This window comes from Vibrio algarum (genome assembly GCF_028204155.1).
In the GTDB taxonomy this organism is placed as follows: domain Bacteria; phylum Pseudomonadota; class Gammaproteobacteria; order Enterobacterales; family Vibrionaceae; genus Vibrio; species Vibrio algarum.
The window spans coordinates 105,629-122,202 of the sequence record NZ_JAQLOI010000003.1; the positions used below are offsets into that span (position 1 = coordinate 105,629).

The 16,574-nt window shown below is 40.0% G+C and carries 14 protein-coding genes and 1 pseudogene; 6 read left to right on the forward strand and 9 right to left on the reverse strand.

Features of this window, described 5'->3' with window-relative positions; all coding sequences use genetic code 11:
* Window positions 1–439: 439 nt before the first annotated feature.
* Window positions 440–1,306, forward strand: a complete 867-nt coding sequence (locus PGX00_RS15770; protein ID WP_272138335.1) for an AraC family transcriptional regulator — start codon at window positions 440–442, stop codon at window positions 1,304–1,306.
* Between the two features lie 325 nt (window positions 1,307–1,631).
* Here PGX00_RS15770 and PGX00_RS15775 read toward each other — a convergent pair whose 3' ends face one another.
* The 6 genes and pseudogenes from PGX00_RS15775 to PGX00_RS15805 all read right to left on the reverse strand — a co-directional run bounded on the left by PGX00_RS15775 (window position 1,632) and on the right by PGX00_RS15805 (window position 8,008).
* The gene (locus PGX00_RS15775) at window positions 1,632–2,384 is read right to left on the reverse strand and encodes a PhzF family phenazine biosynthesis protein (protein WP_322107882.1); all 753 of its coding nucleotides are present in this window, start codon (window positions 2,382–2,384) and stop codon (window positions 1,632–1,634) included.
* Window positions 2,385–2,725: 341 nt separating this feature from the next.
* A pseudogene (locus PGX00_RS23110) lies at window positions 2,726–3,787 on the reverse strand (IS91 family transposase).
* 513 nt (window positions 3,788–4,300) lie between these two features.
* Window positions 4,301–5,194 carry a GGDEF domain-containing protein gene (locus PGX00_RS15790; RefSeq protein ID WP_272138340.1) on the reverse strand — a complete coding sequence of 298 codons (894 nt, stop codon included), beginning with the start codon at window positions 5,192–5,194 and terminating at the stop codon, window positions 4,301–4,303.
* Window positions 5,195–5,506: 312 nt separating this feature from the next.
* Window positions 5,507–6,046 carry a histidine phosphatase family protein gene (locus PGX00_RS15795; RefSeq protein ID WP_272138343.1) on the reverse strand — a complete coding sequence of 180 codons (540 nt, stop codon included), beginning with the start codon at window positions 6,044–6,046 and terminating at the stop codon, window positions 5,507–5,509.
* Window positions 6,047–6,131: 85 nt separating this feature from the next.
* Window positions 6,132–7,028 (reverse strand): DMT family transporter, encoded by an 897-nt coding sequence (locus PGX00_RS15800; RefSeq protein ID WP_272138345.1) that lies wholly within the window; start codon window positions 7,026–7,028, stop codon window positions 6,132–6,134.
* A gap of 266 nt (window positions 7,029–7,294) precedes the next feature.
* Window positions 7,295–8,008, reverse strand: a complete 714-nt coding sequence (locus tag PGX00_RS15805) for an AraC family transcriptional regulator (RefSeq protein WP_272138347.1) — start codon at window positions 8,006–8,008, stop codon at window positions 7,295–7,297.
* Between the two features lie 210 nt (window positions 8,009–8,218).
* Here PGX00_RS15805 and PGX00_RS15810 point away from each other — a divergent pair, with 210 nt between their 5' ends.
* Window positions 8,219–8,680, forward strand: coding sequence for an Lrp/AsnC family transcriptional regulator (locus PGX00_RS15810; RefSeq protein WP_272138349.1), 462 nt, complete (start codon window positions 8,219–8,221; stop codon window positions 8,678–8,680).
* Window positions 8,681–8,686: 6 nt separating this feature from the next.
* On the opposite strand, the gene PGX00_RS15815 is transcribed toward PGX00_RS15810, so the two are convergent.
* A complete protein-coding gene (locus tag PGX00_RS15815) occupies window positions 8,687–9,898 on the reverse strand; it encodes a cystathionine gamma-synthase family protein (protein ID WP_272138351.1) in 1,212 nt (403 codons plus the stop codon).
* A 340-nt stretch (window positions 9,899–10,238) separates the two neighbouring features.
* Here PGX00_RS15815 and PGX00_RS15820 point away from each other — a divergent pair, with 340 nt between their 5' ends.
* The 3 genes from PGX00_RS15820 to PGX00_RS15830 all read left to right on the forward strand — a co-directional run bounded on the left by PGX00_RS15820 (window position 10,239) and on the right by PGX00_RS15830 (window position 13,425).
* Complete coding sequence (locus tag PGX00_RS15820) at window positions 10,239–10,928, forward strand: response regulator transcription factor (RefSeq protein ID WP_272138353.1); 690 nt, start codon at window positions 10,239–10,241, stop codon at window positions 10,926–10,928.
* Window positions 10,925–12,301: a sensor histidine kinase gene (locus PGX00_RS15825; RefSeq protein WP_272138355.1), complete on the forward strand. Its 1,377-nt coding sequence runs from the start codon at window positions 10,925–10,927 to the stop codon at window positions 12,299–12,301. The genes PGX00_RS15820 and PGX00_RS15825 overlap by 4 nt, the downstream gene beginning before the upstream one ends.
* 143 nt (window positions 12,302–12,444) lie before the next feature.
* Complete coding sequence (locus PGX00_RS15830; RefSeq protein WP_272138357.1) at window positions 12,445–13,425, forward strand: hypothetical protein; 981 nt, start codon at window positions 12,445–12,447, stop codon at window positions 13,423–13,425.
* Window positions 13,426–13,718: 293 nt separating this feature from the next.
* On the opposite strand, the gene PGX00_RS15835 is transcribed toward PGX00_RS15830, so the two are convergent.
* On the reverse strand, window positions 13,719–14,420 hold the full coding sequence (locus PGX00_RS15835; protein ID WP_272138360.1) for a fibrobacter succinogenes major paralogous domain-containing protein: 702 nt from the start codon (window positions 14,418–14,420) through the stop codon (window positions 13,719–13,721).
* A 121-nt stretch (window positions 14,421–14,541) separates the two neighbouring features.
* Window positions 14,542–15,432, reverse strand: coding sequence for an AraC family transcriptional regulator (locus PGX00_RS15840; RefSeq protein ID WP_272138362.1), 891 nt, complete (start codon window positions 15,430–15,432; stop codon window positions 14,542–14,544).
* Window positions 15,433–15,612: 180 nt separating this feature from the next.
* Between PGX00_RS15840 and PGX00_RS15845 the strand changes: the two genes are divergently transcribed.
* Window positions 15,613–16,557 carry an SDR family oxidoreductase gene (locus tag PGX00_RS15845; protein ID WP_272138364.1) on the forward strand — a complete coding sequence of 315 codons (945 nt, stop codon included), beginning with the start codon at window positions 15,613–15,615 and terminating at the stop codon, window positions 16,555–16,557.
* Window positions 16,558–16,574 lie beyond the last annotated feature (17 nt).

Here is a 16,574-nt window from a genome sequence, read left to right on the forward strand (position 1 = left end):
GTTAACGGTCACATACAGAGTTTTCTAGCTGGTAACGTCCCGAAATATCAACTTTTCTATCATCGTAGTAAATTTCAGCGAGAACGCACGACAAGACAACGGCACTCAGCAGGATCTTAATTAACACTAGTATCAATACCTATCAAAAATTAGAACGTCAGCCTACAGACTAGGTGGAAAGTTGTCCATTAATGATAAAACTAGCAGTCAAATATTTGAACTACCTCTTAACTAGGCAAAGGTGTGTTGACTTCGAGCCTTCTTATTTACCCTAACCTCAAACACACTTCTATCAACATTGGTGTATTTACATAGAGCAACACCGTATCATCCCATCACTGCCCATTGGTATGGTAGTAAGTGCGCAACTTTGGTCATGTAATCCATTCAACACAACCATATTATGTCCATACCTTCTGAATTGAGACAAATTTGCCCCATGACAAAAGCTAACAAGCGCCGAAAGCAACAAGTTCAAAGTGTCTGTCAGTACATAGATACGCACCTTGACCAAGAGTTGAGATTAGAGCAACTGAGCCAGATTGCTATTTGCTCCAAATATCATTTTCAGCGAATGTTCTCTGCATTTATGGGGATTAGTGCCACGCAATATGTGCTGCTTGCAAGGCTTAAACGAGCCTCATTTCGTTTAGCATTTGAAAAGAACATTACAATCACTGATATCGCTTTTGAAGCGCAATTTGATAGCTCTGAAGCTTTTAGCAGAGCGTTTTCTCGGACTTTTGGTCAAACTCCATCAGAATTTAGAAGGCAACCAGAGTGGCAGCACTGGCACTCGAAGTATGAATTTAGTCCACCTATACTAGGAGAATACATCGTGGATGTGAACATTATAGATTTTGAAGAACAACCTATTGCTTTTATTGAGCACCGAGGAAACCCTAAAAGAGTTTTTGAAACGGCTGCTAAGTTTATTGAATGGCGAAAATCAACAGGGCTTTCGCCAATAAAAACCAGCAAAACCTTTGGTATTCCTTATGGAGATCCAAGCCAAGCGCTAGAAGACGAATTTCGATTTGATATCTGCGGCAGTCATGGTGGAGAAGTGCCAGAAAACCCTTTTGGTGTAAGAGCAGGTTTTATTCCAGCAGGACGTTGTGCAATGGTATTACACAAAGGAAGTCAGAATACGATTGGAGAGACTATCTATCAGCTCTATCAACAATGGCTACCAACAAGCGGTAAGGAGCTTAGAGAGTTTCCAGTATTCTTCCGCTACCTAAACTTTGTGCACGAAGTGGACGAATGCGATCTCTTGACCGAGGTTTACCTACCAATTTTATAGCCTCAATTCATGTTGTTGTCTTTATATGTTCATAAAGACAACAACACAGCGATCAAATACTAGCGTTACTATATCGTAGTTCGAAGCCTCACTTATGCGAGGCTTTTAATTTATATTTTCTTATGGCTCTCAATAACGTTCAAACAAACTTTGGGACAAAACTCAGTCAGTTACATTACTAAATTAGGATGTAACGGATTAGCTCACGTATGAAAAAGTAGCGTCGCGTTAAGTAGTGAGCAACGCCACTACGAATTTTGACCAAATCACCGTAAACACTACACTCAACATCAGCACCAAAAATCACAAGCGTAAGAAATTCGTCTTAAACGTTTTGTAAAATTGTTATTTTCTGGAGCTTTGCATTCGCTGACAACACGATTGACCAACTTGAAATACGCCTTACGCTAAAGTAGCCACCTGACGACGAAAGTTGATGTACCTGAAGTGAATCTGAGTCAAGCCTGTCAAACCAGTATGGAGCTAAAGAGCATTGAGCAGAACCTGTCGCCAGATCTTCAGATATACCAATTTTGGGCGCAAAATATCTTAATACATACCCATTTTCACCATTCGCTGCTGTCACGATTAAAGCATGGTACTTACCAAGCTGTTTAAAGCGCATATCATCAGGCTTAAAATCTCTTACAGATTCTATAGAAGGTAAGACTATAACTAAGTCTCGAGTTGAAAATACGTCAATAACATCAACAGCCAAATCCGCTATTTCTGGTGGAACGACACATGTTTCACCTTGCCAGCTAGGCAACTCAAGAGTATACACCCCATTCTTTTGGGCAATTGAGACGTCTCCGTATTTGCTACTAAAAAGTACACTATCGAGTTTGTACTTAGAGATGATTGCAGCACCAGCTCCTAAGCTACCATGCCCACACAGGTTAATTTCTCCATCCAGCGCAAACCAACGAATGTGAAACTGTCCATTAATTTTTATAACAAAAGAGGTAACTGGAAGTCTTGCTTCACAAGTTATTTTCTGCAACTCTTCATCAGAAAGCCAACTATCAAGCTCCAATACACCGCAAGGGTTACCAGAAGCCGACTCACCACCAAACACATCATATATTTCTAATTTGATAATTTACCATCCTCGATTGCAATTTAATGCTTAAGCATTTATCCATTGTCGTAGCACATTGGATAAATGCCTGTTGAACTGAGCCGTTTCTATCTATGGAATTTGTTTTTTCAAGCCCATTTCTTTCGAAGCCTATTTACGTATGCTGAGTTGGTCAATAACATCATTTTCCATCGTTATAGTCGACTAAACTTTAACGACTATACTCGTTGCATAACCATTTTTAAAGCGAACTAAGCCTCCTCTCTCGCAATAATGTTGCGATGCTCTTATTCCTAGTAATCAATAACCTAGGTCGTTCGATAACTTAAAAATTATATCTACGGTCTCACCTTAATACTAATCAACACCATTACTTTGCTTTTACAGTTAGGATAGCATGGACGTTCTTTTGCATGCTCTGCCTTTTCTACTGGTTGTTCATTTAAGTTCTGTCTAATCTGAACTATAGCCTTAACTCCTACTGCATTTGCCATAAACCCATAATAACGGGTACGCATCATCCCTTTAGGAAGTACATGTAAAAGTAACCGCCTCAATAGTTCGCCAACACTACAACACATTTTCTGTATCCGTTTTGTGCGGTAATCTTTGTAGTTCATGTTTATTCGACCACCTTCTTGGTGGGTAAGTTGGCTTGGATTTAGTCCTAATCGATTGCAATACCTCGACAGATAGCCCACAACTGACTCTGTTGTTTGTAATACGGGTTTGCTGTAGACAACCCATGCTTTTTCTTTAGCATCAGCTAATAAGTTTCCATGGGTATCTTTACTCTGATTGATCCGACGCAACATCTCTTTCTTAAAACGAACTGACATCGCTTTTACAGGAAACAGATAACTATCTTTCCTTGTTGGCTGCCACTGCCTATCTTGTGTCAGTACTCCGCTAGGTAACAGGCAATGTATGTGAGTATGCTGACTTAGATTTCGCCCCCAAGTATGCAACACCATCAGAGCACCGAGTTGTCCAGCTAGATGATGACGTTCATTTGCGAAGGCTGTCAGTATTGCTCACACAGAGTGAAACAAACATCGATAAACCTCTCTAGGATATACTTTAACTAGAGCGTTAAACTCGTGAGGTAAAGTAAAAACCAAATGGTGATACGCGACGGGCAGAATATCCTGACTTCGTTTTATCAACCATTGTTGTCTTATTTATTCCTGACAACTTGGACAATGTCGATCTCGGCACGAGCAGTACCATGTCGTTTCATAACCGCAATGTTCACAACGCCAATCATAACTTCCCATTCTCTCCGTGCGACAATCTCGAAGATGGTGAAGTACTTGCCATTGTCTTGGTCTAATGGTTAATTTATCAATCTCTTCTATACCTTTGGTCAAAACAGTTTGGTAAGGGGATAACATATTCATTCGACCTCCCATAGCTTTCCAACTAAATCGAATTCATTGCCTCGAGAGTTTTCTTTATAGTGGCCAATCCAGTGCATGTTTCTCAACGTGTTTTTTATACTTGAATGCCCAAGGTGTGTTAAATTGCAGCCAAAATTGATCCACTTTATCCCCTGATTTGCACCGAAAACTGATCCACATAATCTAATCTAGATCCTGCTGACTTAGAGCAAAAGTATTGTGATTTCATTGGTACGATCCGCCACTGAGTAATTACGTTTACACCGAATGGGGCATTTTTGAGTTGCGTCTATCGGACGGAATTTACCCTTCAAACAACTTTTCACATTCCAATAAGCACTATGGTTTGATAGTTTGATAGTTTGATAGTTTGATAGTTTGATAGTTTGATAGTTTGATAGTTTGATAGGGATAGTCTAAGACGATGTGTGAGGGGGCAACAATAACAAGTTTAGTCATTGACGCATCATTTATTTTAGAATGGATATAAACGAATTTGGACAATAATGCGAATCAATACGTTGTGCACATGCTTTTACCCGCCTGCTTCGATTGGTACAAAGCGAGATCAGCTCGTTGGTAGATTTGTTCGATATTCGTGTCATTCTCTTTAAATTCACTAACACCAATACTGATAGATACATTTATTTGAGAAGAACTTAATGCTATTAGAGCCGTTAGTCGTTCCCCAAAGGCTAATGAGGTCTCTACCGTACTTCTGTAAATGATCCCAAACTCATCTCCACCAATACGACCAAAGACATCAGTATGCCTAATCTCAGATTGACATAACTCAGCAATGCTTCGTATAACATTATCACCTGCTTGGTGGCCGTATATATCGTTAATTTGCTTAAAGTCATCAATGTCTAACAGTAGGAAACTTATGTTTTCTTTATACCGTTCGAAATTGTAGAATGCTTCATCCATGCTTTCAAATAGCTTTCTTCGATTAAATGCATTCGAAAGAGGATCTATTTCTGCCTGATAGGTTAACTTTTGTTCTAGTCGATAGCGTTCGGTTATATTTCGCGCGACCCATACAACAGCACGTTCTCCGTATCGCAAAGATTTCAACGGACTCACTCGTCCCTCAAATCTAAGCTCTCCTGTGGGGCCAGAACTCGGATTAATATTGTCAACATCACTAGCCGCAAGTGAATATTCAAAGATCATCAATTTGTTCGCCGAAAGTGTATCTTTAATCCTTTCAATAAACCAAATCGCTTTTTGTTTTGGCAATATATCAAATAGATTAAAATCTTCTAAAAAAGCACCATCGTGATATTGCTCTGAGCTTTCCCCTCCTAACACAGCAGCATAACGACCCGATTCAGTAAGAACGAAAACCATGTCAGGTAAAGATGTAATGATCGCTTCGAACTCTTCAAGTTTACTTTCTTCCATAAAAGCTGGCCTCTTGATAACAATACTATTCATAAAAAGAGCACATTATACAAATGGCTATTTTAAGACTTTGTATTGGTACCATTTCTAAACACAATTATATCTTTTGTCGAGCGTTCTTTCAGTCTATAACAATCCGAATTTAATAGTAGGTCAAATCTGTAAAAAGTGCAGCAAACCGTCAATCAATTAGGTAAATATAGGACTTGGAATATAGTTCTTCTACTCCAATAGCTAATAGCTGACCTTGAGCTTATTTGCCAGAAACGAAATTTTCATGTTTTTGGCAAACCTTCCATTATTTCTATGTTTTCAAGTGAATTCTTCAACATTAAAAATTCGGTATTCTCCGCACCCTATCCCTCTTTCCTGATAACCAAGTAAACTTTCGAGTACATTAAAATGAGCAACAATCACTACTTTTTTGAAATCTCGATAACGCTCTAGAACTGAAATCACTCTAGATTGAAGGCTGTCGGCTGTTTCATACGCAGTGTTGTTGATACTCTTGCCGCTTTTTAATGCGTCGCGATATTCCTTCCAGCGCCTATCTCTTTCCGCCAATTCAATAAAACCTCCAGATAAATCTGCAACCCACTCTCGTAAATCATGTTCAACAAACAGCTCCAGTCTATGCTTCCTATTGATGATTTCTGCGGTTTGAAGCGCTCGAGTGTACGGAGATGAAATTATGATATCAGCACCTGAAAATGCGGGTAGTTGAGATTGAGACTTAATGAACGGAATACACTCGCGTGTTATAGGTGCGTAGTCTTTTTCTAATTGTGTCATTTTTCGTTCATCGGAAAGTCTATAGTCTGGAACTCCATGACGAACAAATACTATTTCCATTTAATTTAAACTCTTTATATTACTTTCATATTTAATAATTTATCCACTAAATCCGTTCAGGTATAGCAAGTTCGCTTAACACCATTCAGGTTTTAGACTGCAGTAACAAACAAACCAGTATCAATACAATACCAATCCACCCAATCAAAGGGATAGATTCGCCCACTATCATAACGGCTAAAACAGCAGCAATAACTGGTTCAAACAAAGTGAGCAGGTTAGCACTACTTGCTGTCACAAACCTTAAACCAAACCCATAAGCTATATAGCCAACCCCCATTGGAATCAGTGCCATATAGAAAATAACCATTACATTCGTCGATGAAGCAAACAGATTCTCTCCCGTAATAAATAGTGTTGGGAGAAGCAAAATAGCACCAAAACCAAAAGTGCAGCCCATCGCTGCTTGCGACTGCACACCTCGATCAATCATCGCTTTCACTCCCCATGAGTAGGTCGCATAGGTCATACCTGAAACGAAGCCGAGTAAGATACCAAAAAACCTCATATCTTGATCAATGTTGTTGATTAAGGAAGACCCAGAAGTTACCAACAATATAATTCCTATCACTCCTACTACGAAGCTAAGCAACCACTGTTTAGTGACTTTATTGTTGTTGCTAAATAGACACTCTAACAAAACAGAAAAGAAAGGTGCAGTAGAGATAGATATAACAGTGCCTATTGCCACTCCGGCTAATCTCATCGATGAATAAAAAGCTAATGGATAAACAACTAAGGCGATAATACTAACTATTAACGTCTTCTTCTGGTGTATGACTTTTACAAAGTCTTTTCTGACTGACTTAAGTGATAAACATGCCTGAAAAATCCCCCCAATCCCCATGGAGAAAGCACCAATTGCCAGAGAACTAATATTGGGTGCAAAACTGGCTACCGTACCGGTTGTCCCCCATAAGGTAGCGGCAAAGAGTATTGATAAGATACCAAATTGATAACTGGTGAAACGATATTTTAACATGCAATTTTCTACCTAGTTGATTTAATGCCGTTCGGTTAATGCTAAATACTTCGTCATTCCCGTCAAAACGGGAATCTTGGCTGTACTAGATCCCCATTTTCATGGGGATGACGTCGGTTTTCGTCGGGATTACAGGTTTAAATGACCTTAACCGAACAGCATTACTACCTAGTTGAATAGCCTTTATTAAGTAGAAATCATAAAAGAAAAGAAAGGATAAATTTGTGCTAAAAAGACGGAATAGTTGTTTGTTTAGACTATTTAATTCAAGTTCGAGAAAACTCTCTTGGTGAAACACCGAAGTGTTTTGAAAACCTTCGACTAAAAGCTGAGAGATCACTATAGCCAACTCGTTCGGCAATCAGTTGAACTGGGAGATCCGTATGAGACAGTAATGCTTTCGCTTTCTCCATACGCTGCAAAGTGATGTATTTATGAACGCTCATTCTTAAATTGTCTTTAAATAGCTTTTTAAACTGTGTGGGACTCAAATAGGCGGCATTAGCTAAAATAGTGATTGTCAGTGACTGTTCAAGTTGATCTGCAATCAATGATTGTACAGCTCGAATACGTGAGTCAACGGTTCGAGATAACTCCTGTTGTTCCAATAGTAGGAAGAAAGTTTCTACGATCGAGGTTTCTAACTTACGATTTACCTGATACTCGAGCTGCTTCTCTACAAATTGAATAAAGCTAAGTAACGGGGATGTCACGGAGAAAACGGCCACATTACCGCCAAGCAAATGAGATGGTAACTCTTCCATATCCGCGACGATAAAACGTGAAGCCTCATCCGCGTTAAACCCGTGGGCAACTCCTTGGGGAATCACTATACAATTCCCAACCGCCACTTTACCAACAAACCCGTCCATATCTATATAAATGTTACCTTGAGTAGGTAACACTAGTTGATGATAGTTCCCATGAATATGACGGTTCATGCGTTTGGTATATGTGCGAATACTTAAACTGGCTTTCATAAATCCAACAAGTGATCTTAGAACATCACATTATAACTGTAAAAATCGAACGTGAACCGGTTGTTTTAATCAATTTATTCACTTGAGTCTAGCGTTTCGAGGCCTAATTCATTTTTAAAGCTTTTATGATTCAAATCGAGTAAATGTTGCTAGAGAATAGTGTTTGATGATAAAAATTATCAATATAAACTCTCAACTAGTGCAAAAATAATGGACACGATCGATCTAAAGATACTAGAACAACTGCAAATTGACACTAAAACCTCTATGGGCAGTTTGGCGGAAAAAGTAGGACTTTCGGAACCAGCTTGCTATCGGCGGGTAAGACAACTACGCAGCAGCAACCATATAGAGAAAGAAGTTGCGATAGTCAAACCTAAGACCATGGGTTGGCCTTTAAGCATGTTGCTTTTGGTTCAGTTAGAACGAGACAACGGTTTCGCTGTCAATCAATTTATCGACAGAATAAACAATACTCCGGAAGTACTCGATACATGGTATGTTACTGGTGATTTCGATGTTGTTTTGCAGGTGATCGCAACTGATATGGAAACCTTTGACGAATTTACCCAACAGGTTTTACATAAAGACGATAGTGTGAAAAGTGTTAAAACGCTGGTTGTTATGAGGCACTCAAAGATAGTAGGCCCCATACCACCAGCGCTTGACTGAAACGAACTACTTTTTACTCATTTCCTTTGCTAGGTGATTAAATGCTTGCTCCAAATCGGCTAATAGATCCTCACTATCTTCTATTCCCGCAGAGACTCTAACTAATCCTTCCGGAATACCAAGCGCCTTGCGTTCTTCAGGAGTAACTTCAACATGGCTTGTTGTTCTGGCTGGGCCGAAAGTGGTTTCAACTGAGCCCAGGTTAGCTGCGCAGTTTGCATATTTTAATGCGGGTAAAAGAATCGAAACAGATTCCATTCCACCTTTCAATGCAAAACTCAACAATCCACCAAATCCTCGCATTTGTTTTTTAGCAATATCATGATGAGTGTGAGTTTCAAGTCCCGGATAATATACAGCTTCCACTAGTTCATGCTTATCTAAATAGTTTGCAATTTGCATAGCATTTTCCGCCTGTTGCAGAACTCGAAGCTTTAGTGTTTTAACACCTCTCAACAAAAGATAAGCATCCCATGGTGCAAGAGATGCTCCGTTAATTTCCCTGTAGTGATAGATTTTTTCTACCAATTTCTTGCTACCGCACACGACCCCACCTAACGCATCGGCATGTCCACCTAAGAATTTTGTTGCGCTATGAAGCACAAGATCAACCCCAAGAGTAAGTGGAGTCTGATTAACGGGACTGGCAACGGTGTTGTCCGCAATGACCAACGCGCCGACTTCCTTTGCTACTTTCACGATACGTTCGATATCGGTAATCTTTAAGGTTGGATTGGTCGGTGTTTCAATATAAACAACCTGACAACCTTTTCTGATCTCTTGCTCAAGAGCGTCGTGATCCCCTGTATCTACCAAAGTGACATCAACATTTATATTTGGGAGAAACTCAGTGAAAATTTTGTTTGTGCCACCGTAAGTGTCTTTGATTGATACGACACTATCACCCGGTCTTAGAAAGGTATAAAGGGTATTACTAATAGCTGCCATGCCTGTAGAAAAACTTGTCGCTGCTTCTGCTCGCTCAAGAATACGAATTTTGCTCTCAAAAGCGGTTACTGTAGGGTTGGTATTACGTCCATATATATGGCCTGGTTTTTTGCCAATAGCAACATCATACCACTCATCCATATCATCATAAGCGTAGGCGACACTGACTACGACAGGAACTTGAGTGGCTCGATGCACTCTTTGCTCTTGTTCTCCTGCCCAAACGGCTTCAGTCCCTAAACCTGATTTTTTCGTGTTCTCGTTGATCATTGTTTTCTCCATGTTTCCATACTGGCTGATAGAGAAAATTTATCATTTTGGTCGAATAATCTTGGTTATAGTTTGTCACTCAAAGATAAAAATCATCAAAAATTTGTCGTAGGTGATAAATTTTATCTAATCAAAATATTACAGCACTCACATACTCTTTCCTTCCGTTTATATGGGATCGCTATGCAAGAGTGAGGTTAAGATGTCAGCACCTAATGGGCTAAACTGAATAAAATAACTTTTGCTACCTATAAACCGAATCTAAACTTTTTGGCAGAGTATCATTATAAACTTATACTTCAGAAAACTTTCTGTCATTAGCGACTTATTGAGACAAACAATGACCCAAACAATTCTAGTTGTCGACGACAAGCTCAATGTACAAACATTACTAACAGAAGTTCTTACCAGCAAAGGATTTCAAGTTCTATGCGCGTCTAATGGGCGTGATGCACTGCTTGTTCTCAAGAAGTACACTCCTGACCTAATACTCCTTGATGTCATGATGCCTCAAATGGATGGTTATCAGTTTATTACCGAACATCGAAATAGCAGTGATTTACCCGTAATCATGATCACTGCAAAGCAGCATGAGCAAGATATTGTAAAAGGGTTTGAGTTAGGAGCAGATGATTATATCTGCAAGCCATTTAAAATGAGTGAGTTATTAGCAAGGATACAAGCCGTTCTCAGAAGAACATCCCGAATGCTTACTACTAATCCTTTACTTAAGGTTCCCCCTCTTTCTTTAGATACAACAACTAAAGAGTTGACGGTAGCTAATAGACCTGTTGAATTGACACTTGCTGAATTAACCCTTTTAGGCTTATTGATGAAGTCGGTAGAGCATACTGTGAATAAAGCAGAGATATGTCGTTACCTTATTGAAGAGGGTTATAGTGGCTCGGAATCGACACTAAAGATCCATATTCGAAATCTTCGCAATAAACTCGAACCATTGATAAAAGAGCAACTAGAGATAGAGTCCGTCTTTGGTGTTGGATACCGATTAAGGACCATTTCATCGTGAGAATTTCGGTACGAAATAAACTTATCTCAACTTATTTAATGATCAGTATTTTTACTGCGTTGATCATTTATGTGCTTACTTATGCTACTTCTGAAAAACGTATAGAAAAATTGGCTGAAAACTATATGTTGCAAGAGATGAGCCAGGAAGTCCATCATTGGTATGCCGCCGAACAATCCTGGGAGGGCTTTGCTGCGTATTTTAAATCGCTTCACCCACCTCTGCCTGATGACAAGGATCTTGGGTTGAATAAGGCTAAAAATGGTGGCTCGAAAAAAGCTGGGCTAGTAACTTCAGACCAGCGTGTATTGTTAAAATATCTTGATTTCCAGCCAGGGGAATTTATACCTAAAGCTTATCTCTCTAATGCTCGGCAGGTGAAATATCGTGGAGATGTCATCGCATGGATTATTCCCCCAGAAGCAACCGGTATCAACCTCAGTTCACAGCTTCAAGTCTTTTTAGACAACACTTTGGATGTTTTATTATCATCTGTTGCTGTCAGTATCTTAGCCGCTCTTTTTTTAGGTGTGATCTTTGCAAAAGTGGTCCTAAAGCCAATAGAGACTCTAACGACTGCAGCATCAGAGATCGCATCGGGTGATCTTTATCAGAAAATCGAATCCTATCGTGATGATGAAATCGGTGATCTATCTCGCTCATTTAATAAAATGAGCCAAGACTTGGTCGCCGCCGATCAACAAAGACGTCAGTTGACGGCGGATATTACTCATGATTTAGGAACACCAGTACAGGTTATATCTGGATATATAGAGATGGCCCAAGACGGTGAGTTGGCGCTAAATCCAGAACGAGTTGAGATTATTGCCAATGAATTGGAACAAATTCAAAGACTCCTAAAGGACATGAGCTTATTGGCTCAAACCGATGCAAAAACACTCTCTATTCATACCGAATCTATTGAAATACCATCACTTATTCAAAGAGTTATCCGTATGCATCAACTTTCTTGCCACGAAAAGCAGATTGACCTCAATTATCGTTGCGCGTCCAATTTGCCTCTGCTGGATCTAGATGAAGAGAGAATGATACAGGTTTTAAGTAATCTGATTAGTAACTCGATTCGTTATGTTTCTAAAGGTGGAAATATCGATATCACCTCATATTATGAGCACAATGTGGTAGCGATCAAGGTTAGCGATAACGGAAGTGGTATACACCCGGATGATTTACCTTTTATTTTTGCCCGCTTCTATCGCTCAGATAGATCAAGAAGTGGCGTCTCTGGCAAAATGGGGCTTGGACTTAGTATTTCTCGTGGGATTATTGAAATGCAAGGCGGAACAATACGAGCAGAAAGTGATGGTAGATCACACAGCCACATTATTATTGAATTTCCAGTGACTAACTAGTGCGTCGCTATTCTAACCAAAATTATAGATAGATATTTTTAATCATGGCTAAACCGTTTCTAAACCAGTGACGGAGTTTGAGCAGCTATTCTTGAGTCCATTATTTTGTCGTCAAGATTCATTATTTATATATGGAGTTCAACATGGTTAAAAAACTAATAATAACTGCTGCAGCAGGTGTACCAATGCTGCTATCGCCGCTTAGTAATGTATTTGCAGCGCCTTCTGGTCCTGCATGGATGAACGCAGATGATATTCCTGCGGCATTTATTAAGGAGGAAGACAGTAATGGAGACGGCAAAGTAACGCAGAGTGAATTTAAAGGTCCGGATAGCGATTTCAGTTTATTCGACAAAAATGGAGATGGTGTAATAGAACTGGTTGAAGCACCGACCCGAGACACACTTCCACCGCCTAGTATGAATTCTGGTCCAGCGATGGACTCAAATCTAACAATGATGGATAAGGTCACTATCAATGGTATTCAATTTTCGTTCGATACTATGTATGCCTTTTTTGGTTGGAACGAGCTTCCGAAGGATTTAACGCTTAATAAGTTGCCGATCAAGGCATTCACTTCTCCAGAAGGTAAAACACATTATTACCAGGTCGTTTATATGCCGGATGGAAATTTAAACTGGTTCCAGGCTGCATACCTTGCTGATGATGCGGGAGGTTATCTCGCTTCTATTACTTCTGAAGAAGAGAATAATTTCATATTTAATATGGTAAATGATCAGAAATATTTTTGGAGATTTCCTAAATATATTGAAGGTAAAAGCCAGAACAACCACTATGAAATATCGATTGGCCCATTTCTTGGTGGATATCAACCAGAAGGGTCAAAAGAACCTGCAGGCGGATGGAGTTGGTTAAGTGGTGAAGTTTGGACCTACAGTAATTGGGCGGTAAACCTAGACGATGGTATCGTTGATAAAGACCCTCGCCCAAATGATCAACCTAATGATTCAGGTAACGGTCAGCGCATAATGGGTTTTGGGGAAATGAACTTACCTGTGCCTACATGGGGTGACTATATGGATGCAGTAGGCACTTATGGCAATGACCGCTTACCAGGCCGCACCTATGCGTTTGTAATGGAATTTGAATCTATACCTAAGTAATTGACTGCCTTTAAAACTGGGTGTCGAAAGCGGCACCCATTTCATTATGATGACTTTTCATCTGTTATAACATTGGTAACTAACATCAGTTTTGAATACTTAACATATAGTACTGTCTACTGATGTGGACTCCCCCTTGTTATACATTCCTAACGCTTAGGCTAAAGCGGTATTACAACCATGCAGTGTATTGGATAATTTCGAAGGGGAAATGTTGTCTTTAATATATTCACATATAAAGTTACTGCGATAGCATCGGTTGACTTAACAGTGCCCTATTCAACAAATTCACACTAATTGTCCGTTACTTTTACGCATCGAACCGAAAACATATAGTCTTTCGAGCTTGTAGCGCGTCTGATTTCTGTTTTATGTGTGTTCCACCAAGAATAAGCGAGTGTACGGATAATAGCTTGCTTATCTGTTGCGCTTGTTGCTGTCCAAAACTCAGTATAAGCACCTTGGGTGATATAATATCCATTCCACTTTACGCCTGCTGGACGGGCCGAGAAATTATGTTTGTTCACTAGAGATGGGTCAAACTTCTTAAACAAGCCATTGCGTTGAGTTTCTTTTAATTGAAGGCCTATATATTGGTCTTTGCCACGCCAACCCTCTTTGTTAAGGTCTTCTTCCGACATTCCCATCGCGCTTTCTAATGCTTTCCAATCATCATCAGTTGCCACCCGCCAACCTTTAGGGCATAAGTTTCGAGCGTCAGACACGTCGTGCCAATCATACAAACGACCGTATTTAGCAAGGTTGTCTTCATCATCCTTAGGGATAAAGCCAGTCTCAACGTCTGAGCCATCTTGAAATTTGGTGCTTATTAAGTTTTCTGCTAACCAAACTTGATCACCAATTTTAACGGTATGGTAAGTGTTACCTTCCACATCTTGAACGGTAGATTGGCTTAATTTTTGATTAATGTCATTAGCAGATGATGTAGCAGAAAGAACCATACCGACTCCTATAGATAAAATGAGCTTATTCACAACGCGTTACCTTCGTTAACTATATGCAAATACTCTAACTCTCAAACTAATGGCAATCTAGGCGGTTTCCTCTCTAAAACATGCCTATTTATATCACTATTATTATTTATCTAACAAAGCGCTATACGATATTTTCTATTAAGTCGGTTGATTGACGCCACTGCTTGGGTGATTGGCCATACATACGCTTAAAATCACGACTGAATTGCGAGGAACTCACATAACCCACTGCCAGAGCAGCTTCGCTTACATTCATACCCTCTGCGATTTTCATTGCAGCTTTGTTCAAACGCATCGACTTAATAAACTGGATAGGCGACATTCTAGTGGCTTGTTTAAACTTGCGATGGAACACAGCACGGCTCATTCCTACTAACGAAGCCAATTCATCTATGGTCACGTTTTTCTCAATATATTGGGCAATGTACTCGATCGAACGTGTAATTTGATTACCTATGCCAAAAGCTCTTCTTGCTGAGATACCCGCATTCCCTTTGAGCACAGCATAGTATAGTTCGCGCAGGCGGCTCTCACCTAAGATAGCGATATCTGCCTTGTTTTCGCCTAACTGAAGCAAACGTAATAAAGCATCAGAAAATGTATCATCCCAATCAGCTAAAGACATTCCCGGTGATTGTGAGCTATTTTTGGGCAACTTAACGACACTAGTCGAGCTTTCCATCTCGATAGCTAATTCCGTCATTACTTTCGTGTCCAATGAAATATATATACCTAGCAGTGGCTCATCAGGTGATGCGTTAGGTGTACCCGCTTCGACAGGAAGAGAAACCGTACAACACAAATATTGGCTGTTGTCATAGACATAATACTCACCATCCAATATCGCTTCCTTTTTACCGCTTAAGATAACGATAACCGTAGGCTCATAAACCGCAGGTGCACATGGAATGGCATTGGTTACTTTAAAAAGGCTAACGCCCTTTATGCCTGTCTCGACCATGCCATCTTCAGTGATACGGCTGTTTACCAATTCCTTTATTTCCTGCTTCATAACCTCCCCCATAAGAACAAACTGATACAAATAGGCATATTTTAGCGATAATTTCGCCTATTTTAATGCATCATTGAGAGTTATATTACATTCCAGACAAAAATACCACCACTGATAGTTCCATGTACATTAAATTGCTGCACTATCAAAACGCTCAACATAACCACAAAGGTACACATTATGGCGATAAATAAATTTGAGAATAAAGGTTGGACTCCAGAGCATATTGGCTCACTTGCAGGTAAGACATATGTCATCACTGGTGCAAATAGCGGCGCTGGTTTTGAAGCATCGCGAATCTTACTTTCTAAGGGTGCAAGAGTCATCATGATGAACCGAAACCCAAGTAAATCCGCAACAGCTATCGCCGATTTGAAGGGCTCTTTAGGCAATCAGATCGATGTACATTTTATACATATTGATTTAAGTAAGCTTGATTCAGTGCGCAAGGCAGCAGAAGAACTCTTAGAAGCAACGACAACCATAGATGCACTGATCTGTAATGGCGCTATTGCGCAGGTAGCAAAGCAAGAGATCACTATTGACGGATTTGAGAGTCAACTCGGAGTCAACCACTTTGGCCACTTCTTGCTTTGTGGTCTTGTCTTTGATCGCCTTGAAGAGTCTAAAGGGCGCATCGTTATAGTTGGCAGTAACGGTTACAAAATGGGGCTGAAGAGAATCAAGTTCGAAGATCTTAACTTTGATAGTAAATACACAGCCTGGGAGTCATACTCACAAAGTAAACTAGCTCAGATGATGTTTGGCTATGAGCTTCAACGCCGCATTGAGCTAGCAGGGAAAAATGTGCAAGTTCAAGTCTGTCATCCTGGCGCTTCCCGCACGAACTTACTAATGGACACAGCAAGTACCTTTAATAAGGTTCTATGGTCTGTCATGTCTCGAGTCGTCGCTCAATCAGCGGAAAAAGGAGCATGGCCTGAAGTAATGTGTGCAACCGAACAAGGGTTAGAAAACGCAAAGCTTTATGGGCCGACTAAACGAGCTGATACTGTTGGGCCTGTTGGTGAAAACAAGCTTGATGACGTTGCTCTTGATGAAGAGGCGGCAACAAGGCTTTGGCAACTATCACTCGAAAAAACGTCTCTCAATTGGCCGCTTTAAGCAATGCGCATGGGACC